This is a genomic window from Jiella mangrovi (assembly GCF_017815135.1).
GTDB lineage: Bacteria > Pseudomonadota > Alphaproteobacteria > Rhizobiales > Rhizobiaceae > Jiella > Jiella mangrovi.
In genome coordinates, this window is record NZ_JAGJCF010000001.1 from 180016 (window position 1) to 203383 (window position 23368).

At 64.6% G+C, this 23368-nt stretch carries 18 protein-coding genes; all 18 read left to right on the forward strand.

Annotation, left to right across the window (positions count from 1 at the left end):
• Positions 1-259 precede the first annotated feature (259 nt).
• The 18 genes from J6595_RS00795 to glgA all read left to right on the forward strand — a co-directional run bounded on the left by J6595_RS00795 (position 260) and on the right by glgA (position 23361).
• Positions 260-1705: a homospermidine synthase gene (locus J6595_RS00795; RefSeq protein ID WP_209592527.1), complete on the forward strand. Its 1446-nt coding sequence runs from the start codon at positions 260-262 to the stop codon at positions 1703-1705.
• 188 nt (positions 1706-1893) lie between these two features.
• Positions 1894-2259, forward strand: a complete 366-nt coding sequence (locus J6595_RS00800; RefSeq protein WP_209592528.1) for an Omp10 family outer membrane lipoprotein — start codon at positions 1894-1896, stop codon at positions 2257-2259.
• Between the two features lie 243 nt (positions 2260-2502).
• Entirely contained in the window at positions 2503-3564 is a 1062-nt protein-coding gene (gene hemH, locus J6595_RS00805) for a ferrochelatase (protein ID WP_209592529.1), read from the forward strand.
• Positions 3565-3751: 187 nt separating this feature from the next.
• Positions 3752-5095, forward strand: coding sequence for a Coenzyme F420 hydrogenase/dehydrogenase, beta subunit C-terminal domain (locus J6595_RS00810; RefSeq protein ID WP_209592530.1), 1344 nt, complete (start codon positions 3752-3754; stop codon positions 5093-5095).
• Positions 5092-6633 carry an alpha/beta hydrolase gene (locus J6595_RS00815; RefSeq protein WP_209592531.1) on the forward strand — a complete coding sequence of 514 codons (1542 nt, stop codon included), beginning with the start codon at positions 5092-5094 and terminating at the stop codon, positions 6631-6633. The genes J6595_RS00810 and J6595_RS00815 overlap by 4 nt, the downstream gene beginning before the upstream one ends.
• Before the next feature lie 168 nt (positions 6634-6801).
• Positions 6802-8409, forward strand: coding sequence for an inorganic phosphate transporter (locus J6595_RS00820; RefSeq protein WP_209592532.1), 1608 nt, complete (start codon positions 6802-6804; stop codon positions 8407-8409).
• A 206-nt stretch (positions 8410-8615) separates the two neighbouring features.
• Entirely contained in the window at positions 8616-9635 is a 1020-nt protein-coding gene (locus tag J6595_RS00825) for an SPFH domain-containing protein (RefSeq protein WP_209592533.1), read from the forward strand.
• Positions 9636-9640: 5 nt separating this feature from the next.
• A complete protein-coding gene (locus tag J6595_RS00830; protein WP_245197515.1) occupies positions 9641-10099 on the forward strand; it encodes an NfeD family protein in 459 nt (152 codons plus the stop codon).
• Between the two features lie 410 nt (positions 10100-10509).
• Positions 10510-11955, forward strand: coding sequence for an allantoinase PuuE (puuE, locus tag J6595_RS00835; RefSeq protein ID WP_209592534.1), 1446 nt, complete (start codon positions 10510-10512; stop codon positions 11953-11955).
• Entirely contained in the window at positions 11952-12971 is a 1020-nt protein-coding gene (gene alc, locus J6595_RS00840) for an allantoicase (RefSeq protein WP_209592535.1), read from the forward strand. The genes puuE and alc overlap by 4 nt, the downstream gene beginning before the upstream one ends.
• Positions 12971-13465, forward strand: a complete 495-nt coding sequence (locus J6595_RS00845; protein WP_209592536.1) for an ureidoglycolate lyase — start codon at positions 12971-12973, stop codon at positions 13463-13465. The genes alc and J6595_RS00845 overlap by 1 nt, the downstream gene beginning before the upstream one ends.
• Before the next feature lie 153 nt (positions 13466-13618).
• The gene (locus J6595_RS00850; RefSeq protein WP_209592537.1) at positions 13619-13843 is read left to right on the forward strand and encodes a hypothetical protein; all 225 of its coding nucleotides are present in this window, start codon (positions 13619-13621) and stop codon (positions 13841-13843) included.
• 373 nt (positions 13844-14216) lie between these two features.
• A complete protein-coding gene (locus J6595_RS00855; RefSeq protein ID WP_209592538.1) occupies positions 14217-14471 on the forward strand; it encodes a hypothetical protein in 255 nt (84 codons plus the stop codon).
• Between the two features lie 126 nt (positions 14472-14597).
• Complete coding sequence (locus tag J6595_RS00860) at positions 14598-15956, forward strand: NAD-dependent succinate-semialdehyde dehydrogenase (RefSeq protein WP_209592539.1); 1359 nt, start codon at positions 14598-14600, stop codon at positions 15954-15956.
• Between the two features lie 285 nt (positions 15957-16241).
• Positions 16242-17873, forward strand: coding sequence for a glucose-6-phosphate isomerase (gene pgi / locus J6595_RS00865; RefSeq protein ID WP_209592937.1), 1632 nt, complete (start codon positions 16242-16244; stop codon positions 17871-17873).
• The gene (locus tag J6595_RS00870) at positions 17873-20359 is read left to right on the forward strand and encodes a glycogen/starch/alpha-glucan phosphorylase (RefSeq protein WP_209592540.1); all 2487 of its coding nucleotides are present in this window, start codon (positions 17873-17875) and stop codon (positions 20357-20359) included. The genes pgi and J6595_RS00870 overlap by 1 nt, the downstream gene beginning before the upstream one ends.
• A gap of 277 nt (positions 20360-20636) precedes the next feature.
• On the forward strand, positions 20637-21908 hold the full coding sequence (gene glgC, locus J6595_RS00875) for a glucose-1-phosphate adenylyltransferase (protein WP_209592541.1): 1272 nt from the start codon (positions 20637-20639) through the stop codon (positions 21906-21908).
• A 7-nt stretch (positions 21909-21915) separates the two neighbouring features.
• Positions 21916-23361 carry a glycogen synthase GlgA gene (gene glgA / locus J6595_RS00880; RefSeq protein ID WP_209592542.1) on the forward strand — a complete coding sequence of 482 codons (1446 nt, stop codon included), beginning with the start codon at positions 21916-21918 and terminating at the stop codon, positions 23359-23361.
• Positions 23362-23368: the final 7 nt, after the last annotated feature.

Below are 23368 nucleotides of genomic sequence, written 5' to 3' on the forward strand. Positions count from 1 at the left end.
GCAATTTCGCCGATGCCCTCGCCGCTTGATTGCGGCAGAGCGACCAGAATCAGGCGGTCGCGTGGAAAGCTCCGGCAGCGCGAGCGAACGTCCCAATCCGGTTACCGGGCAAGCCGTTCCGCTTTTGCGGGTTGAAGCCGACATTTCGCTTTTATTTGACGACGAAACCGTCTAGCGCGGCGCCAACCCGCCCCAAAGCCAATCGGGGCCCACGCCCGGTGCCCTTGCGCCCCGCGCGCCACAGGAGTTGCAAGCGAATATGGCCGATACCCAGCATAAGGTTCACGCGAAGATCTCCGGCCCCGTCGTGATGATCGGCTTCGGCTCGATCGGCAAGGGCACGCTGCCGCTGATCGAGCGGCACTTCGACTACGACCACAACCGCCTCGTCGTCGTCGACCCGGACGAGAGCGTGCGCGGCCTGCTTGACGAAAAGGGCATCCGCTTCGTCAACGAGGCCGTGACGCGCAAGAACTACGAGGAGCTTTTGACTCCGCTTCTGACCGAAGGCGAAGGTCAGGGTTTCTGCGTCAACCTGTCGGTCGACACCGGCTCGCTCGACCTGATCAAGCTGTGCCGCAAACTAGGCGTTCTCTACATCGACACCGTCGTCGAGCCCTGGCTCGGCTTCTACTTCGACAAGAACATGTCGAATGCCGAGCGCACGAACTATGCCCTGCGCGAGACCGTTCGCAAGGAAAAGAAGAAGCATCCCGGCGGCACGACGGCCGTCTCCTGCTGCGGCGCCAATCCCGGCATGGTCTCGTGGTTCGTCAAAAAGGCGCTGGTCGACATCGCCAGGGACACCGGCATGGAGTTCACCGAGCCGACGTGGGACGACCGCGAGGGCTGGGCCAAGCTGATGAAGAAGGCGGGCGTCAAGGGCGTCCACATCGCCGAACGCGACACCCAGCGGGCGAAATCGCCCAAGCCGATGAACGTCTTCTGGAACACCTGGTCGGTGGAGGGCTTCCTGTCGGAGGGCATGCAGCCGTCCGAACTCGGCTGGGGCACCCATGAGAAGTGGATGCCGAAGAATGCCAGCCGCCACAAGAAGGGTTGCCAGGCGGCGATCTTCCTCGAGCAGCCGGGCGCGAACACCCGCGTCCGCTCCTGGTGCCCGACGCCCGGCGCGCAATACGGCTTCCTGGTGACCCACAACGAGTCGATCTCGATCGCCGACTACTTCACCCATCACAACAAGGACGGCGACGTCACCTTCCGGCCGACTTCGCACTACGCCTATCATCCGGCGAACGACGCGGTGCTTTCGCTGCACGAACTGTTCGGCGCCGCCGGCAAGATCCAGCCCGAGCTGCACGTCCTCAACGAGGACGAGATCGTCGACGGCATCGACGAGCTGGGCGTCCTCCTCTACGGCCACGAGAAGAACGCCTACTGGTATGGCTCGCAGCTCTCGATCGAAGAGACCCGCCAGCTCGCGCCCTATCAGAACGCCACCGGCCTGCAGGTGACCTCGGCCGTCCTCGCCGGCATGGTCTGGGCGCTGGAGAACCCGGAAGCGGGTATCGTCGAGGCCGACGAGATGGATTACAAGCGCTGCCTCGAAGTGCAGCTGCCCTATCTCGGCCCGGTGAAGGGCTACTATACCAACTGGAACCCGCTGGTGGACCGGCCCGGCCTCTTCCCCGAGGACATCGACGAGAAAGATCCCTGGCAGTTCAAGAATATTCTGGTGCGCTGAGCCGGTCCGTGGCGCGGCTGCCGCGCCACGATTCTTGTGGTAACGGGGGAAAACCTGCGCTTTGCGGCGATTTTCCCTTGACCCTTTCTCCGTGCCGTTCTGAAACACTTTCGAAGGGCCTGAAAGAGGCGAGGCGAAGGCGGGCGTTTCGACGCGACCCGCTCATCGTTGCAAACGAGGTTTTGTCGATGCGGACACCCAAGACGGCTATTCTGGTCACCATGGTCGCGCTGGCGCTCGGCGCCTGTCAGAGCAGCGAGCGCGCAGTCGTCGCGCCGCAGCCGCAGGGCGTCGAGGGCCGCTGGAACGCCCTTGGCGGCCCCATCGCCTACACGGCGACCTTCAACAATGGTCGCTTCGCTTCGGTGGAGCAGGGAACCGGCGGCGTTCTTGCGACGGGCACCTATTCCAATCTCGGCCCCGGCCAGATCAACATTCTCTACACCTCGCGGACGAAAAACGTGCAGCAGTCGGCGAATTGCAATCTCGTCCAGCAAAACCGCCTCGCCTGCGCCGCATCCAACGGCACAAGGTTCGAATTCGCCCGCGCCTGAAGGACCGCCGGTTCCGCTCAACACAGCGATGCAGGCTTGATGGTGGCGCGATGACAGACCGTTCGGCCTCCAGCCGGACGGTCTTTTCGTCTGGCGCATTCAAATCCGGCTCAAAATCCTTATATCGAAATGGCGTGTGGCTGGTGCCGCGGGCAGGTTTTCAGTAGGTCCGTTTCCGGCCTTCGACGCGTCGTCGAGCGGTCCGGCGCTGCAAGTCCAATGCAATTCGTTCGGGATGACAGGATGAACGCCCTCACCAAGACGGTCGCCGAACGCGCGACCGGCCCCCTGCCAGCCGGCCACCCGCCGGTCAAGACGACGAAGATCGGCGTGCTGCTCGTCAATCTCGGCACGCCCGACGGCACCGACTTCAAGCCGATGCGGCGCTATCTGAAGGAATTCCTGTCCGACAAGCGGGTCATCGAGTGGCCGCGCATCGCCTGGTATCCGATCCTCTACGGGATCGTTCTCAATACGCGGCCGAAGAAATCGGGCGCGGCCTATGCCGAAATCTGGAACACCGAGAAGAACGAGTCGCCGCTTCGCACCTTCACGCGGGCACAGGGTGAAAAGCTCGCCATCCGCATGGCCGGCCATGGCGAGGTCGTCGTCGACTGGGCGATGCGCTACGGCAAACCGTCGATCGCCGAGCGCGCCGATTATCTGATGGATCAGGGCTGCGACCGCATCCTCGTCTATCCCCTCTATCCGCAATATTCCGCGTCGACGACGGCGACGGTGAACGACAAGTTCTTCGAGCACATGATGGCACAGCGCTGGATGCCGGCGGTGCGCACCGTGCCCGCCTATCATGACGAGCCGGTCTATATCGACGCCCTCGCCCGCTCGATCGAGACCCATCTCGCCACGCTCGATTTCGAGCCCGAGCACGTGATCTGCTCCTATCACGGCATCCCGCAGAGCTATTTCCGCAAGGGCGACCCGTATCACTGCCATTGCCAGAAGACCTCGCGCCTCCTCGACGAGAGGCTCGGCTGGCCGAAGGGCCGGCTGATGACCACCTTCCAGTCCCGCTTCGGGCCGGAGGAATGGCTGCAGCCCTATACCGACAAGACGGTCGAGAAGCTCGCGAAAGAGGGCGTTAAGTCGATCGCCGTCCTCAATCCCGGCTTCGTCTCTGATTGCCTGGAAACGCTGGAGGAGATCGCCGGGGAAGCCGGCGAGATCTTCCACGAGGCCGGCGGCGAGAACTTCGCCCACATCCCCTGCCTCAACGATTCCGAGCCCGGCATGGACGTGATCGAGGCGATGGTGCGCAGGGAACTGCGCGGCTGGCTCGACTGAGCGGCGCTCTTTGCTTCTGGGCTGCGAGGCCTTCCGACGTCTCTCCGGCATCTGTCCAATTTATTTGACAGTGCGACTTGGAACTGCCCGCGAAGTATGAAAGCCTTGCGGCATCGCCGGTTTTCGACCCCGCGCGCCGTCATCCGGCCAGCCGGGCCATCCGGCAAGGCAACGGGCGATCGATGGCATGGGCGGCAACGGCGGGATCGAAACGGATCAGGGCGCCGGCAAGCCCTTCACCGTGCCGCTCGAAGAAGCCGTACCGCGCTCCCTCTGCACCGATTGCGGCATCTCCCGCACGGCAGAGCCCGGCCGCTGCGGCAGGGCCTGCCAGTTCATCAAACCCGACTACCCCGCGCTCGAAGCCCGCATCCATGGCCGCGCCCGCGATCCCGACCGCCCGGACGAGCTCCATTTCGGACCGTTCCGGCGGATGGTCCGGGCGCAGCTTTCCCCGTCCCGCGAGGACGCCCAATGGACCGGCATCACCACCCGCATCGCCGAGCGTCTGCTCGAGACCGGCGCCGTCGACGCCGTCCTGACCATGGCGCCGGACCCCGAGGATCGCTGGCGGCCGGTGCCGGTGATCGTCACCAAAGCCGAAGGCCTGGCGGCGTGCCGGGGCATGCGCATGGGCTACGCGCCGCTTCTCGCGCTGATCGAGCCGGCCCGCGACAAGGGCTACAAGCGGCTGGCGGTCATCGGCATCCCCTGTCAGGTCTATGCGCTGCGGGCACTGGAGGCCGAACTCGGCCTCGACGCGCTCTTCGTCATCGGCACGCCCTGTTCCGACAATACCACCACCGAGCGCTTCCACGAGTTCCTGGCGCTCCTCGCCGATGATCCGGGCACGATCACCTATCTGGAATTTCGCGCCGACTATCACGTCGAGCTGCGCTTTGCCGACGGGCGGACGAAGGAAATCCCCTTCCTGAAGCTGCCGATCTCGCAGCTGCCGCCGGATTTCTTCCCCCTCACCTGCCGGACCTGCGTCGATTACACCAACGTCCTTGCCGACGTCACCGTCGGCTACATGGCCGGCGAAGGCGACCAGTGGCTGATCGTTCGCAACGAGCGCGGCGAGGAGCTTGTTTCGCTCCTTGGCGACGAACTCGCGACAAAGGAGCTGCGCAGTAAGGGCAAGCGTCAGGGCCCGGTGAAGGGCTTTCTTCAAAACACCCGCCTTGCCGCCGGCGGCCTGCCGCTGCGCCGAATGCCGGACTGGCTGCGCCCGATCGTCGGCTGGCTGATGCCGAGGATCGGCCCGCGTGGCCTGGAGTTCGCCCGCGCCCGCGTCGAGATGAAGGCCGTCGAGACCGTGCTGCATCTGCGCCGCCAGGTGCCGAAGCGCATGCGCACGATGATACCCGATCACGTCTGGCGCCTCGTCGCGCCCTACGAGCTGGCGCCGCTTCCCGGCGAACACTCGCCAAGGGATGAGATACCGGACGAGCCGCGACGGCTGGAGCCCTCGACGCTAGGGGCGGCAGCGGCAGAGATGGAAACGCCAGAGAACGACACGCCTCGATGAACCGTCTCAAGGCGCGCTTATTCCTCCCGCTCGCACTGGCCTTCCTCGCTTTTGCGGCCATCGGCCTGTCGCTCTTGAAGCTGCATTCTGCCGAGACCGGCGTCTCCGTCGAAACGACGACCATCGGCGATACACCGGCGACGATCTTCCGGCCTGAGCGCAAACCGCTCGGTCCGGTGGTCGTCATCGCCCACGGCTTTGCCGGCTCGCAGCAGCTGATGCAGAGCTTTGCGCTGACCTTCGCCCGCAACGGTTATGTCGCGGTCACCTTCGACTTCCTCGGCCATGGCCGCAATCCCAGGCCGCTTGGCGGTAGCATCACCGAGGAAGACGGCGCCACCAGAGCGCTGGTCGACGAGACGGCTGAAGTCGCGGCCTTCGCCAGAACCCTCGGCGACGGCCGGCTCGCGGTCCTCGGCCATTCCATGGCGTCGGACGTCGTGGTCCGCTTCGCCGAAGCTGAACCCGACGTCGCCGCCACCATCGCCGTCTCGATGTTCTCCCCCGTCGTGACCGCCACCGAACCGCAAAACCTCCTCGTCATCGTCGGCGACTGGGAGGGCATGCTGAAGCGCGAGGCGCTGCGGGTGGTCGGCCTCGCCTCGGCGCCGCAGGAGGCCCAGCCCGGCGTTACCTATGGAGACTTCGCCGCCGGTACCGCCCGTCGCGCCGCCTTCAGCCCGAATGTCGAACATGCGAGCGTCCTGTTCAGCCAGGCAAGCCTCGGCGAAGCCCTCTCATGGCTCGATCAGACGTTCCGGATCGGCCGCACCGCCCCGGCCGACATCGCCGCGCGCGGCCCCTGGATCATGCTGCTGATCGCCGGCTGCGTTCTTCTCGCGCGCCAGCTGGCACCGCTGCTTCCCCGGCTTGCGGCTCCCCCGGCGGGCGCGGGCCTCAAATGGCGGCGCCTGTGGTTGCCGGTGCTCCTGCCGATGGTCGTCGCCCCGCTGCTGCTGCGGGTTTTGCCGACGCATTTCCTGCCCGTCCTCGTCGGCGACTATCTCGCCGTCCATTTCTTCGTCTACGGTGCTCTCACCGGACTGTGCCTTCTCTGGCTGAGGCGCGGCGATGGCCCTTTCCCGGCTCGACCGACACTTTCCCCGATGCTGCTGATCGCGGCGCTTGCCGTCGTCGCCTTCTATCTTGTCGCCCTCGTCTGGCCGATCGACAGCTTCGTCACCTCCTTCGTGCCGACGCCTGCCCGCGCGGCGCTGATCCTCGCCATGGCCGTCGGGACCCTCGCCTATTTCCTCGCCGACGAATGGACGACACGCGGAGACGGCGCGGCGCGGCTTGGCTATCCAGCCTCGAAGCTCGCCTTCCTGGTGTCGCTGGCGCTTGCCGTCGCGCTCGATCTGGAACGGCTGTTCTTCCTGATCATCATCGTCCCGGTCATCGCGCTGTTCTTTCTGGTCTTCGGCGGCTTCAGCGCCTGGACCTACCGGGCGAGCGGCCATCCCTTCGTCGGGGCGCTCGCCAATGCGCTGGCCTTCGCCTGGGCGATCGGCGTCACCTTCCCGCTGCTCGCGGGCTGACGCCCCAAAGCGTCGGCCCGGCCGGCAAAGCCTCGACCACCGCGCCCTCCGCCCCCGTCATCGCGTTGTAATGCAACCATAATACCTCTTCTCCCTGCTCCGAAGAGACGCGTCCTGCGCTCCACCTTCGGACGCGTGACACCAACGGTTCAGCTGACAGGACAAGTCATGGCGATAGATGCGGATGCCGGTCGAGGTGGCGAGGCCGGTGGCGGATGGGATCTATCCCGCCTCGGGATCGTCTTCATTATTTTGATGGTCGCCGTGACGGCCTATTTCCTCTGGTGGGCCGCGGGCTACACCGAAGGCAACTTCCCGATCGTCCTCGTCCTCGCGACGATCTTCGGCGTCTTCATGGCCTTCAACATCGGCGGCAACGACGTCGCCAACTCCTTCGGCACCAGCGTCGGCGCCGGCACTCTGACGATCCAGCAGGCGCTGGCGATTGCCGCGATCTTCGAGGTTTCGGGCGCGATCATCGCCGGCGGCAGCGTGACCGACACCATCCGCGACGGCATCGTCGATCTGTCACGCATGGCGGTCGAGCCGGCCGATTTCATCTATATCATGATGTCGGCGCTGATCGCCGCGGCGCTCTGGCTGCTCTTCGCCTCGAACCGCGGATGGCCGGTCTCCACCACCCATTCGATCGTCGGTGCCATCGTCGGATCCTCGATCACACTCGGCATCCTGTCGAGCGGGTCTGATACCGCCTTCTCCCTCGTTCAGTGGGGCAAGGTCGGGCAGATCGTGATTTCCTGGGTTCTCTCGCCGGCGCTCGGCGGCATCATCGCCTATCTCCTCTTCCGGGAGATCAAGAAGCATGTCCTCGCCTACAACCAGGCGGCCGAGGAGAAGCTCGATCAGATCCGGCAGGAAAAGCGCGAGCATGCGAGGCAGCACAAGGAGGCCTTCGAGCGACTGTCGGAAATCCAGCAGATCTCCTACACCCACACCATGGCCCGCGACGCCCATATCCTCGCCGACCGCGACTTCGATCCGGAGGATCTGGAATCCGACTACTTCCGCCGCATCCAGCAGCTCGAGCGGCAGCGCCGGGAGCTCAATCCGCACCGCGCCATCGAGACGCTGGTACCGCCGATCGCCGCCGTCGGCGCCATGGTGATCGCCGGCATGCTGCTCTCCAAGGGTCTCGGCAATCTGAAACTCGATCTCAGCCTTCTGCAGGACGGCCTGATCATGGTCATGGTGGGCGCTGTCGTCTGGCTCGGCGTCTATGTCCTTGCCCGATCGCTCAACGACCGGCCGCTCGGCCGCTCGACCTTCATCCTGTTTTCCTGGATGCAGGTATTCACAGCCGCGGGCTTTGCCTTCAGCCACGGTTCCAACGACATCGCCAACGCCATCGGCCCCTTCGCCGCGATCCTCGACGTCTTGCGCACCGGTGAGGTCGGCCAGAGCGCGCCGGTGCCGACGATCGCCATGATCACCTTCGGCGTCGCGCTGATCGCCGGGCTCTGGTTCATCGGCAAGAACGTCATCCAGACCGTCGGGCATAATCTGACGACCATCCACCCGGCCTCTGGCTTTTCGGCCGAGCTGTCGGCCTCGGCCGTGGTGATGCTCGCCTCGATCCTCGGCCTGCCGGTGTCCTCGACGCACATCCTGATCGGCTCGGTGCTCGGCATCGGCCTCGTCAACCGCCAGACCAACTGGGACCTGATGAAGCCCATCGCCTTTGCCTGGGTCGTCACCCTGCCGATCGCGGCAGTCCTCAGCGGCCTCGCCTTCATGGTGCTGCGCACCGTGCTTTGAGGGCCAGGCGGGCGATCGGTCGAAGTCGGGACGCAAACTCGCGATTGGCCTGATCTCTCCGCCCGCAAGGGGAAGATCGAAGCGGGTGTGGCGACGCTCGCTTTCGAGCGAGCAACCTTGCCTTGCGATCGCAACGCGCGATAGTCACCGGGGGCCTCGTCGCATCGACCAGCCGGCACTCTCGCCGGCGCTCCCAGGAGATCGCCATGCTCACCTCCGGCAGCATCCTCGTGCTCGTCGTCCTCGTCGTCGGGATCGTCGTCCTGTTCTCGACGATCAAGATCGTGCCACAGGGCTACAACTACACGGTCGAGAGTTTCGGCCGCTACACCCGCACCCTCAATCCCGGCCTGAGCATCCTGATCCCCTTCGTCGAGCGGGTCGGGCGCAAGATGAACATGATGGAGCAGGTACTCGACGTGCCGACGCAGGAGGTGATCACGCGAGACAACGCGTCGGTCGCGGCGGACGGTGTGGCATTCTACCAGATCCTCGACGCCAAGGCGGCGGCCTACGAGGTGTCCGGGCTCGACAACGCCATCCTCAACCTCGTCATGACGAACCTTCGCTCGGTCATGGGGTCGATGGATCTCGACGATCTCCTGTCCAACCGTGACACCATCTCCGAAAAGATCCTGCGCGTCGTCGATCAGGCGTCCCATTCCTGGGGCATCAAGATTACCCGCATCGAGATCAAGGACATCAACCCGCCGAAGAACCTCGTCGACGCCATGGCGCGCCAGATGATGGCCGAGCGCGAGAAGCGCGCCGACATCCTCGAAGCCGAGGGCTCACGCAATGCGGCGATCCTGCGGGCGGAGGGCGAAAAGCAGAGCCAGATTCTGCAGGCGGAAGGCAAGCGCGAGGCCGCATATCTCGAGGCCCAGGCCCGCGAGCGTTTGGCAGAAGCCGAGGCGACGGCAACAAGGCTCGTCTCGGAGGCGATCAGCGCCGGCGATGTCCAGGCACTCAACTACTTCGTCGCTCAGAAATACACCGAGGCCCTGTCGAAGCTCGCCTCCGCGCCGAACCAGCGGGTCGTCCTGATGCCGCTCGAGGCCTCGTCGCTGATCGGCTCCGTCGCCGGCATTGCAGAGCTCGCGCGCGGCGCCTTCGGCGACGATGTCGGCCCGACCGTCCAGCCGACGCAGCCGCGCGCCCGGCCACAGCGCCCGGGATTCACCGTGCCGCCGAGCGGCTCGGGCGGCCCGCCGGCGGCCGAGTGACGCCCATGGACGCCTTGATCGAAACCTTCCTTACCTATGGCTGGTGGATCGCCGGCCTCGTGCTTCTGATGCTCGAAGTCGTCGCGCCCGGCGTCTATCTCGTATTTTTCGGCGTCGCCGCCCTTGTCGTCGGCACCAACGCCTTCTTCGTCGGCGGCTCCGGCTGGTTCGACTGGCCGCAGCAGGTGATCGCCTTCATCGTCGTCTCAACGGTCTGCATCTATCTCGGCCGCCGCTGGTACGGCACGGCGTCCGACACCGACGACGCCTCGCCGCTCAATCGCCGGACGAGCCGGCTGATCGGCCGCGAAGCGCGGCTGTCAGAGGCGATCGTCGCCGGCCGCGGCCGGGTGGCGATCGAGGATTCCTGGTGGAGCGTCTCGGGGCCGGAGCTGCCGGCGGGCGCGCGGGTCAGGGTGACGGGCGCGGACGGGGCGGTGCTCGAGGTCGAGCCGGCGGAGTGAGGGAGGCCACCGCGCTGCCGTTCCGGCTGCGGATGCGCGCCCAGCCCAACCGCTTCGTCATCCCGGGCCCGGACCCGGAATCCGCTCATCTGCCGCCAAGGCTGCCGGTTCGGTGCAGAGGCATCGACATGGAGAAGGTCAATCCTCATTCGCAGTGTCGGCGGTTTGGAGTGGGTCCCGGGTCGAGCCCGGGATGACGAGGTGGCGGTGCAGGCGCCCCATCGACGACCCTCATCGGCCACGGTCGCCACCGACGCCTCGATCTCCCCCGCTTGTGGGGAAGATCGCGGAAGGCTCATCATCGAGCGAAAGGCCCGTTTCAGTCAGATGCCACCCCCTCGCCCGATTGATCCGCCGCCCGTCTGCAGCTACCCCTTGAAGGAGATGACCTTCGCCAGGGCGACCCCTTCATGACAGAACGCTATCCCCGTGATCTTCTCGGCTACGGCCGGACGCCGCCCGACCCGAAATGGCCGAACCCCAACGGCACGGGGCCTGCCAAGATCTGCGTCCAGTTCGTCGTCAATTACGAGGAGGGTGGCGAGAGCTCGATCCTCGACGGCGATCCGGCTTCGGAATCGCTTCTGTCCGAGATCGTCGGGGCGCAGCCCTGGCCGGGGCAGCGCAACCTGAACATGGAGTCGCTCTACGAATATGGCTCGCGGGCCGGCTTCTGGCGGCTGTGGCGGATGTTCACGAGCCGCGACATGCCGGTCACCGTCTATGGCGTCGCCGTCGCGCTGGAGCGCAATCCGGAAGCCGTCGCGGCGATGCGGGACGCGGACTGGGAGATCGCCAGCCATGGGCTGAGATGGCTGGAATACAAGGATTTTCCAGAAGACGAGGAACGCCGTCACATCGAAGACGCCGTCCGCATCCACACGGCCGTCACCGGCTCGCGCCCCCTCGGCATCTATCAGGGCAAGCCCTCGGCCAACACGCTCAAGCTGGTGATGGAGGAAGGCGGCTTCGCCTATTCCTCCGACAGCTATGCCGACGACCTGCCCTACTGGGTGGAGGGGCCCAACGGCCCGCATCTGATCATCCCCTACACCCTCGACACCAACGACATGCGCTTTGCGACTCCGCAGGGCTTCAACTCGGGCGATCAGTTCTTCACCTATCTGAAGGATGCATTCGACGTGCTCTATGAAGAGGGCGAGGCGGGCCAGGCGAAGATGCTGAATATCGGCCTGCACTGCCGGCTCGTCGGCCGCCCCGCCCGGGCCGCGGCCCTCGCCCGCTTTCTCGATTACGTGCAGTCGAAGCCCGACGTGTGGGTCGCCAAGCGGATAGAAATCGCCGACCACTGGCGCGCGCATTTTCCTCCCGCGCCGCGCTTCAGGCCAAGCCGCATGGTGAGGGAAGATTTCGTCGGGATCTTCGGCGGTGTCTTCGAACATTCGCCCTTCATCGCAGAGCGCACCTTCGCCGCCGGCCTGGGCAATGCCAACGACACGCCGCCAACCCTTGCGGCGGCCATGAGCCGGGTTTTCCGGCTCGCGAGCCAAGACGAGCGGCTCGGCGTCCTCAAGGCGCATCCCGATCTGGCTGGCCGGCTGGCGCTTGCCGGCGACCTCACCGATCAATCGAAGGCCGAGCAGAAGGGGGCCGGGCTCGACCAGTTGAGCGAGGACGAGCTTGCCCGCTTCACCGAGCTCAACGATCGTTATGTCGAACGCTTCGGCTTTCCCTTCATCATCGCCGTGAAGGGCCGAGACAAGACCGAGATCCTGTCTGCCTTCGAGGCGAGGATCGCCAATGATGCCGGCGAGGAGTTCGCCACCGCCTGCCACGAGGTCGAGACGATCGCGCGGCTGAGAATTTCCCAGATTTTCGACGAGAAAGCCCAGTGAGTTCAGAGCGTTTCATCACAGCCGAACCCCTTGCCGAAGCGGCGGACCTGACGCGCAGATATGTCGATCTCGCTCAGCCGCGTCTCGGCACCGCCGTGACCTTTGCGAGCGACGACTTCTTCGCCGACAAGTCCCGCATGATCGATCCGGCGCCGCCGGTCTTCTATCCCGATCGCTTCGACGATCATGGCAAGTGGATGGATGGCTGGGAATCGCGGCGCAAGCGCACACCCGGTCACGACCACGCCGTCATTCGCCTCGGCCAGCGCGGCACCATCGCCGCGATCGACATCGATACCTCGTTCTTCACCGGCAATTTCCCGCCCGAAGCCAGGGTCGAGGCGGCCGATACGCTCGATGAGCCGGGCGAAGCGGACTGGACCGAGATCGTACCGCGCTCGGCGCTTCGCGGCGACAGCCACAATCTCTTCATCGTCGAGGCCTTCGCCCCCATGCGCTGGTTGCGGCTGAACATCTATCCCGATGGCGGCGTTGCGCGCTTGCGGGTCTACGGCACGATCGCCAAGGACTGGAGCCTCATCGGCCCGGACGAAACGGTCGATCTCGTGGCAATGGAGAATGGCGGCACCGCCGTCGCCTGGAACGACGCCCATTACGGCCATCCGGCCAATCTCCTCGCCCCCGGCCGCGCCCCGGTCATGGCCGATGGCTGGGAGACGGCGCGCCGCCGCGTTGCCGGAAACGACTGGTGCGTGCTCAAGCTCGGCACGGCCGGGAAGATCGAACGGATCGCCATCGACACCAACCACTTCAAGGGCAACTTTCCCGACCGCTTCACGCTGCGCGCAGGACATCTCGGCGACGTGACGGCGCAGGACGCGATCGATGCCGCCAGCCGGGATTGGCCGCTGATCGTCGAAGAATCGAAACTCAAGGCGCATCACGTCGAAAAGTTCGCCGCCGCCCCGCTCGACCAGCCCGTCACCCATGTGAGGCTCGACATCTTTCCCGATGGCGGCGTCTCGCGGCTGCGGATCTGGGGAAAGAAGGCCTGATGGCCGGCCGGATCCTGCGCCCCTGCCCTCTGACGAAAGCGGCCTTCGCGCCCTTCGGCGACGTCATCGAGATGGCGGATGCCGAAGAGCGGCTGATCAACGGGGGCACGACCACCCGCTATCACGACCTCGCGACGGTCGACGTCGGAGCTGAGGGGGGCAGGCCGCTGATCTCGATCTTCCGGGGTCAGCCATTCGCCTTCCCGATCGCGATCACGATGTTCGAACGCCATCCGCTCGGCAGCCAGGCGTTCTATCCGCTTTCCGGCCGGCCTTGGCTGGCGGTCGTCGCCGCAGAAGACGGCGGCAGGCCGGGCGAGCCCCTCGTTTTCATCGCGAGCGGAACGCAGGGCGTGAACTACGCCCCCGGCGTCTGGCATCATCCGCTCCTCGCCCTCGACGAGACTTCACAGTTTCTCGTGGTTGATCGCGGCGGAACGGGCGACAATCTCGAAGAAGCGATCCTCGCCGAACCTTTCCACATCGAACGATAATCGTTGCGCCGGCAATGTATTCAGCCGCCCGGCTGACGAAACCATGGCTGAACTCACTCGTTGGACCTTTAAGACGGTTTTGCCACACCGGCAAATCGCCCGCCGGGCAACGCCCCGGCGGCAAGAAACGAACGAGCCGCAAGGGAGGCCAACATGGCGAACGCAGCCGCAAATTTCGCGCATTTCGATCATCCGCAGCACGGGACCTATCGGAACCCCGAAGATGTCCTGAAAGACAGCCGCCTGTCTGACGGTGAAAAGCGGACAATCATCGACGAATGGCGCTCGTCGCTGAAGCATATTCTGGTCAACGAACCCGACGCCCCCGAGGTCGAAGCCGTCAACAAGGCGCTCGACGAGGCGGCTGCGAAGCTTTGATCTGACCGATCTCGGCTTACTCTTCGAGCCTGACCTCGCCGCCACGTAGTTCCGCACGCTCCGGCACCGGAATCATCACCGGTGTTCGGCAGTGCCGGAAATGCGTGCGGGCTGATCGCATACCGCTTGATCGCAAACGTCTCGCGAAAAACATCGTCGGCATTCTATCAATCTCAATTATATTTGGGACTAACGAAATAGTCGGTAATGCAGACTTCGTATTTCCATTTTCCCATTGACAATCGCCCCTTCAATGCGGCGATTTAGCGCAGTACATACTGAGAAACTTCAAGGCATAATACTTGCAGAAATAAACGATAAGTTGTGCGATCGGCGGGGGGCGCGGGTCGTTGAGGAGATCTGGGAGGATCGAATGGGATCGCACGTCCCGAAAGCGGCACATTTCAATCATCCAGTCCACGGGACTTACACCTGTCCGAACGAGCTTGTGACGGACAAGCGGCTGTCGGAGACCGAAAAGCAGATGGTCATCGAGGCCTGGAGCAACTCCCTGAAACACGGAACCTTCGAAGAGCGCGATATTCGCAGCATCAAGGCCACCGCCAGAACATTGAGCTTTGCTGCGACGCGACTCGCAGCGGGCAACACGCAATCGCGAGGTGGCTGACGCGGCGCTTCGACAAGAAAGGTGACTGCCGGTGTCCGCAGCCGCCTTTTTCGTTTGACCAAGCACACTAGCTTGCCGGGTGAGCGGCACGAAACGCCGCGAGAAACCGGGACGGGACACCCAAACATGCCCAAAAGCATCAACCCCGCGAATGGGGACGTCATCGAGGACTATGCGGAACACAGCGACGCCGATGTGGAGCGGGCGCTGGAGAACGCCGAACTCGCCTATCGCGACTGGCGCCGCACGCCTTTCAGCCGCCGCGCCGCTTTGTTGAACCGCACGGCCGACATCCTCGAGAAGCGCAAGGACGAACTCGCCCGCATCGCAACCCTCGAAATGGGCAAGCGGCTCAAGGAAGCCGTTGCGGAAGTCGAAAAATGCGCGCTTGGCTGTCGCTACTATGCCGAGCATGGCGAGGCGATGATCGCCAATGACGAGCGGCCCGGACCGGCCTCGCAGAACTATGTCGCCTATCTGCCGATCGGGCCCGTGCTGGCGGTGATGCCCTGGAACTTCCCCTACTGGCAGTGCTTCCGCTTCATCGCCCCCTCGCTGATGGCCGGCAATGTCGGCCTGTTGAAGCATGCCTCCAATGTCAGCCAGTGCGCGCTCGAAATCGAAAAGGTGATGCTCGAGGCGGACGCCCCGCAAGGCGTTTTCCAGACGCTCCTGATCTCTTCGAAGAAGGTCGAGCCGATCCTGCGCGATCGCCGCATCCGGGCGGCGACGCTGACGGGCAGCGAGGGCGCGGGCTCGGCGGTCGCCTCGACCGCAGGCTCCGAAATCAAGACGACGGTGCTCGAACTCGGCGGCTCCGATCCCTTCATCGTCATGCCCTCGGCCGATCTCGACAAGGCCGTCGATGTCGGTGTCACCGCCCGCATGCAGAACAACGGCCAGAGCTGCATCGCCGCCAAGCGTTTCATCGTCCATGCCGATGTCTATGACGATTACACCGCCCGTTACCGCGAGAAGCTCGAGGCGATGACCGTCGGCGATCCGATGGACGAGGCGACGGATATCGGCCCGCTTGCGATGCGATCGGGCGTCGAGGATCTCACCGACCAGATCGATCGGTCGGTGAAGACCGGCGCAACCTTGACGACCGGCGGCGCGATCGAGGGCAAGGGCTGCTACTTCAAGCCGTCGATGCTCGAAAATGTCGGCGAGGAGGCTCCGGCCTATCGCGACGAGCTGTTCGGTCCCTGCGCGATCTTCTTCAAGGTGACCTCGATCGACGCTGCGATCGATCTTGCCAACGATTCCGATTTCGGGCTTGGCGGCTCGGTCTGGACCAACGAGGCGGGCGAGATCGAACGTTTCGTCCGTGACCTCGACCAGGGCAGCACCAACGTCAATCGCATGACCGCCTCAGACCCGCGACTGCCCTTCGGCGGCGTGAAGCGGTCCGGTTACGGCCGTGAGCTTTCCAAAGAAGGGATCCACGCTTTCATGAACGCAAAGACCGTGACGATCGCCTGAGCGGGCATCCGCGCCCTTGGTGCCGATCCTCGCTGCGCAGTCACCCGGCACGTTGCCGGGCGGCATGCCAGGACGACGAGTGGCGGCGCGACTTGGAAGGACGGATCGAATGACGGCCGGCGAGCAGCCGTGAGGCAGGCTTGCCGGTTGCCTATGTAAAAGGCATAAAATCGACGCGAAGACTGCCGTCAGTCCCTCGTCATTCGTCTGGCGGGCGGCCCGCGGCTGCCCCGCCAGACAAGCGAACGGACACGGCGCATGAGCACGACCCAACCGCAACATTTCATGGCAGATCCATTGCTAGAAACGCTGACATCAAAAGCCGCATCGGCTCGGCAGACCGGAATTCGAAACCTCTTCGCCGAAGATCCGAGCCGCTTTAAAACCTTCTCGGCCTCGACCTCCAGGCTTCTCCTCGACTATTCCAAGACGTCGATCGACACAGAAAGCCTTTCGGCGCTGTTCGATTTCGCCAGAGCGCGCCAGATCGAGCAGAAGCGCGACGCGATGTTCGCCGGCGAGCGCATCAACGCCACCGAAAACCGTTCCGTTCTTCACGTCGCTCTGCGCGCCGAGCCCGCCGACGGCTACCGCGCCGACGGCGAACCCGTCAGCGCCGAGGTGATGGACGTCCTCACCGCGATGGCGAATTTTTCGACGAAGGTCCGCAACGGCGAGATCGCCGGCTCGAACGGCGACCTAATCACCGACGTCGTCAATATCGGCATCGGCGGCTCCGACCTCGGGCCGGTGATGGCGACTTTGGCTCTTGCCCCCTATCACGACGGCCCGCGCACCCATTTCGTCTCGAATGTCGACGGCGCCCACATGGCCGACACGCTGAAGGGCCTCGAGCCCCGATCGACATTGTTCATCATTGCGTCGAAGACCTTCACGACGATCGAAACGATGACCAACGCCGCGACGGCGCGTCGGTGGATCGTCGCAACGCTCGGCGAAGCGGCGGTCGGCGATCATTTCGCCGCCGTCTCGACCGCCCTCGACAAGGTCAACGATTTCGGCATCGGCCAAGAGCGGACCTTCGGCTTCTGGGAATGGGTCGGCGGGCGCTATTCGATCTGGTCGGCGATCGGCCTGCCATTGATGCTGGCCATCGGGCCCGAGAATTTCCGCGCCTTTCTCGCCGGCGCACGCGAGATCGACCAGCATTTCAAATCCGCACCGCTGGAAAAGAACCTGCCGGTGCTTCTCGGCCTCGTCGGCTACTGGCACCGGGCGCTGATGCACTATCCCACGCGCGCGATCATTCCCTACGACCAGCGGCTGTCGCGCTTTCCCGCCTATCTCCAGCAGCTCGACATGGAATCGAACGGCAAGGGCGTCGGTCTCGACGGCAAGCCGGTCGTCATTTCGGGCCCGGTCGTCTGGGGCGAACCCGGCACCAACGGCCAGCATGCCTTCTTCCAGCTGATCCATCAGGGCACCGATGTCATTCCTGTGGAATTCCTGGTCGGCGCCACCGCCCATGAAAGCTCGGAGATGTCGGTCCATCAGGACCTTCTCCTGGCAAATTGCCTCGCCCAGAGCGAGGCGCTGATGAAGGGGCGGACGCTGGAAGAGGCCACGCGCCAGCTTCTCGATGCCGGCCGGTCCGAGGAGGATGCGGCGCAGATCGCTCCGCACCGCGTGTTTTCCGGCGATCGCCCGTCGCTGACCATTCTCTACTCGACCCTCGACCCGGCGACCCTCGGCTCGCTGATCGCGCTTTACGAACATCGGGTCTTCGTCGAGGCCCAGCTCTTCGGGATCAACGCATTCGATCAGTGGGGCGTCGAACTCGGCAAGGAACTTGCCACCAATCTTCTTCCGATCGTCACCGGAGAGACCGCCGCGACAAGCCGCGACGGCTCTACCCAGGGGCTCGTCGCCGCCATTCAGACCATGAGGAAAGCCTGATGTCCGCCACACCCAAGATCGAGCCGATGGGCGCGAAGGTTCCCGAGCCGCGCCAGAACGACCCCGATACCCTGGCCCGTCAGATCGTCGAGAAGCTGACCTACTCGATTGGAAAGCATCCCGAGCAGGCGCGCAAATACGATTGGCTGAGGGCGACGACCCTCGTCGTGCGCGATCGGATCATCGATCACTGGTTCGCCTCGACCGATCGGGTCCGCGAGAGCAAGGACAAGCGCGTCTATTACCTGTCGATGGAGTTCCTGATCGGGCGGCTCCTGCGCGATGCCATCAACAACCTGCAGCTGACGGAGCCGGTCCGCGAAGCGCTGAAACGCTACAATGTCGAGCTCGACATGGTGGAACTGCTGGAGCCCGACGCGGCGCTCGGCAATGGCGGCCTCGGCCGCCTCGCTGCCTGCTTCATGGAGTCCATGGCGTCGACGGGCGTGCCGGGCGTCGGCTACGGCATCCGCTACGTCCACGGTTTCTTCCGCCAGGAGATCGCCGACGGGGCGCAGGTGGAGCTGCCTGAGACCTGGCTCATGCACGGCAATCCGTGGGAGTTCGAGCGGCGAGATTCGTCCTATGAGATCGGCTTCGGCGGCAAGGTCATCACCCAGAGCGAACCCGGCAAGCCGCAGCGCCACGTCTGGCGCCCGTCCGAGCGCGTGCTTGCCGTCGCCTTCGACACGCCGATCGTCGGCTGGCGAGGAAGTCAGGTGAATACCCTGCGCCTGTGGAGCGCTCAGGCGGTCGATCCGATTCTGCTCGATGCCTTCAACGACGGCGATCACATCGGCGCCCTGGTCGAATCCAACAAGGCCGAGGCGATCACGCGGGTGCTCTATCCGGCCGATTCCCATCAGGCTGGCCAGGAGCTTCGCCTGAGGCAGGAATACTTCTTCTCCGCCGCTTCGCTTCAGGACATCATCCGCCGCCATCTCAGCGAGAACGAGAGCCTCGACAATCTCGCCGACAAGGTCGCAATCCAGCTCAACGACACGCATCCGGCAGTTTCCGTCGCCGAGCTGATGCGGCTTCTCGTCGATGTTCACGGCTATGTCTGGTCCAAGGCCTGGACCATCACCCGCGCCACCTTCGGCTACACCAACCACACGCTCCTGCCGGAAGCGCTCGAACACTGGCCGATCAGCCTGTTCGAGCGGCTGTTGCCGCGCCAGATGCAGATCATCTACCAGATCAATGCCGACGTCATCCGGGAAGCGGCCCAGGACAAGGGCTTCAACGACCAGCAGATCGCGGCCATCTCGCTGATCGACGAGGGGCATGGCCGGCGTGTGCGGATGGGCCAGCTCGCCTTCGTCGGCAGCCATGCCGTCAACGGCGTCTCGGCGCTGCACACCGAGCTCATGAAGGAGACGGTGTTCAACAACCTTCACGAACTCTATCCCGACCGCATCCAGAACAAGACCAATGGCGTCACCCCGCGGCGCTGGCTGATGGAGTGCAACCCCGGCCTCACCGGGCTTTTGAAGGAGGCGATCGGCCCCGCTTTCCTCGATGACACCGAAAAGCTCGCCGACGCCGACAAGCTCGCCGACGACAGCGCCTTCCGCGACAGGTTCACCGCCGTCAAGCGCGAGAACAAGGCGCGGCTCGCCGATATCATCTCGGACCGGCTCGCCATCACGCTCAACCCGGACGCGATCTTCGACATCCAGGTCAAGCGCATCCACGAATACAAGCGCCAGTTCCTCAACATCATCGAGGCGATCGCGCTCTACAACCAGATCCGCGCCCATCCGGAGAAGAACTGGACGCCGCGCGTCAAGATCTTCGCCGGCAAGGCCGCGCCGAGCTACGTCCAGGCCAAGGAGATCATTCACCTCGCCAACGACGTCGCGCGGGTGGTCAATTCCGACCCCGCCGTGCGCGATCTCCTGAAGATCGTGTTCATTCCCAACTACAACGTCAGTCTCGCCGAAATCATCATGCCGGCCGCCGATCTGTCCGAACAGATCTCGACGGCGGGGCTGGAAGCCTCGGGCACGGGCAACATGAAGTTCGCCCTCAACGGCGCGCTGACGATCGGCACGCTGGACGGCGCCAATGTCGAGATGCTCGAACATGTCGGCGAGGACAACATTTTCATCTTCGGCCTCAAGGCCGACGAGGTCGCCCAGCGGCGGCGCGAGGCGCATAGCGGCCGCTCGATCATCGACCGCACGCCGCTCTTGCGCGAAGCCCTGGACGCGATCTCGAGCGGCGTCTTCGCGCCCGACAATCCCGCGCGCTATCACACCCTCGTCTCCAACCTCTACAACAACGACTGGTGGATGATCTGCGCCGACTTCGAGGCCTACTGGAACGCCCAGCGGAGCCTCGACGCACTCTTCCTGAACCAAAGCGAGTGGCAGTCCAAGGCGATCCACAACACCGCGCGGATGGGCTGGTTCTCCTCCGACCGGTCGATCCGCGAATATTCCAAGGACATCTGGCAGGCCGGCCCCGGTCAGCGCCCATGACCCAGGCGGGCTTCCCGCCTGTCTGCGAAGGACGGGCTTCGGCCTGAACAGCAGGAACCAGGAGAGGCGCCTGCCCGGCCCTCTCCAGTGGCAGCCAACCACCGCGGCTTGACCTGTCATGCCGCGGTGGTGGATCGCTGCATATCCTCCTTGACTTGAACCGCCCTATCCTCACTGTCTGTGAACCAATGACGCGCATAACCGCGGCTCACGAAAAGCCGATCCGCCAAACGCACAAGGCGGCCTCGGATAGAAGAGCCACCGCAAGGGAGGGAAAATGCCGGACTCAAGACCGATCGCACCGCTGGCGCGCGACGCCATGGCATATGTTCTGGCGGGCGGGCGCGGCAGCAGGCTCCTGGAACTGACCGATGCCCGCGCGAAGCCCGCCGTCTATTTCGGCGGCAAGACGCGCATCATCGACTTCGCCCTTTCCAACGCGATCAATTCGGGCATCCGGCGCATCGGCGTCGCCACCCAGTACAAGGCCCACAGCTTGATCCGGCATCTCCAGAACGGCTGGAACTTCCTGCGGCCGGGCCGCAACGAAAGCTTCGACATCCTGCCGGCCAGCCAGCGCGTCTCGGAAGACCAGTGGTATGCCGGCACGGCGGACGCCGTCTATCAGAACATCGACATCATCGAATCCTACGCGCCCAAGCACATCGTCGTCCTTGCCGGCGATCACATCTACAAGATGGACTACGAGATCATGCTCCAGCAGCATGTGGATTCCGGCGCGGACGTGACGGTCGGCTGCCTGGAAGTCCCGCGGATGGATGCGGTCGGTTTTGGCGTCATGCATGTCGACGAGGACTTCCAGATCACCGACTTCATCGAGAAGCCGAAGGATCCGCCGTCGATCCCCGGCCGGCCGGACGTCGCGCTCGCCTCCATGGGCATTTACGTCTTCGAGACCAATTTCCTGATGGACCAGCTGCGCCGCGACGCGTCCGATCCCCACTCCCAGCGCGATTTCGGCAAGGACATCATTCCCCATATCGTGCGCCACGGCAAAGCCGTCGCCCATCGCTTCAACCGCTCGGTCGTGCGCTCGGCGATGGAGCCGGACAACGAGGCCTACTGGCGCGACGTCGGCACCGTCGATGCCTACTGGCAGGCCAATATCGACCTCACCGACATCGTCCCGCCGCTCGACATCTACGATCGCGACTGGCCGATCTGGACCTATGCCGAGATCGTGCCGCCGGCAAAATTCGTCCATGACGAGGACGGGCGACGCGGCACGGCGATCTCGTCGCTGGTTTCCGGCGACTGCATCATCTCCGGCGGCTCGCTCAATCGCTCGCTGGTCTTCACCGGCGTGCGGGTCCACTCCTATTCCCATCTCGACCATGCCGTCGTCCTGCCGCAAAGCCACATCGGCCGCAGCGCGCGGGTCAGCAACGCCGTCATCGATCGCGGCGTCGTCATTCCCGACGGCCTCGTCATCGGCGAGGATCCCGAACTCGACGCCAAGCGCTTCCGCCGCACCGAAAGCGGCATCTGCCTCGTCACCAAGCCGATGATCGAGCGTTTGAGTTACTGACCACCCGATGAAAATCCTCTCGATTGCCGCGGAAGTCTTTCCGCTGATCAAGACCGGCGGGCTCGCGGACGTCGCCGGCGCCCTGCCCTCAGCGCTTTCCGGGCACGGCTGCGACGTCACCACCATGCTGCCGGGCTATCCGGTCGTCCTCAAGGCGATCGAGGCCGCCGGGGCCAAGGTCGAGGTCCTGCCGCTGGACGACGTCCTGGGCGGCACGGCGCGGCTCCTTGCCGTCAAGCTGTCCGGCATGAAGCTCCTCGTCCTCGACATGCCGGAGCTCTACGATCGTCTGGGCGGGCCCTACACCGACACGGCAGGGCACGACTACGGCGACAACTGGCGGCGCTTCGCGGCCCTGTCGAAGGCAGGCGCGATGGTCGCGCAGGGCGCCATCGACGGCTATCTGCCCGACATCGTCCATGTCCACGACTGGCAGGCCGCGCTGACGCCCGTCTATCTTGCGGCATCCAACCGCCCGCGGCCGAAGACGGTGCTGACGATCCACAATCTGGCCTTTCAGGGAAACTACCCCTCAGGTATCTTCCCACAGCTGGGGCTGCCGGCGGCGAGCTGGTCGATCGAGGGCGTCGAATATTACGGCAATGTCGGCTTTCTGAAAGGCGGTCTCCACGCCTGTGACGTGGTGACGACGGTCAGTCCGACATATGCCAAGGAAATCGTTACCCCCGGCGGCGGCATGGGGCTCGACGGGCTGCTGCTCGGCCGTGGCTCGCGCCTCGTCGGCATCGTCAACGGCATCGACACCACCGTCTGGGACCCCGAAGCCGATCCGGCCATCGCCGCGCCCTATTCACCCGCCGACATGAAGTCCCGGCTTCACAACAAGCGTGCCCTCGAGGGCGAGTTCGGGCTTCGCCGCGAGAACGGGCCGATCTTCTCCGTCGTCAGCCGGCTGACCTGGCAGAAAGGCCTCGATCTCGTCGCCGAGATCTGCGACGAGCTCGTCGAGCGGGGCGTGCGCCTCGTCGTCGTCGGCTCCGGCGAGGCGATCATCGAGGGCACTTTTCAGGCTGCCCACTCGCGCCATCCCGACCGCGTCGGCGTGCGGATCGGCTATGACGAGACCCTGTCGCACCGGGTGCAGGCCGGCGCCGACGCGATCCTCATCCCCTCGCGCTTCGAGCCCTGCGGCCTGACCCAGCTCTACGGGCTTCGCTATGGCTGCATACCGGTCGTCGCGAAGGTCGGCGGCCTTGCCGACACCGTGGTCGACGCAAACTATGCCGCCGTCAGCGCCAAGGCGGCGACGGGCGTCATCTTCACGTCACCCGAGCGCGACTCCCTCCTCGCAGCCGTCGACCGCACGCTCGAGCTCTACGAAGACGCCCAAGTCTGGCGAACGATGCAAGCGGCCGCTATGAAGGCGGATGTTTCCTGGGAAAAGAGCGCGGCGCTCTATGCGGGTATCTACCGCGATCTGACGAAAGAGTAGACGAGAC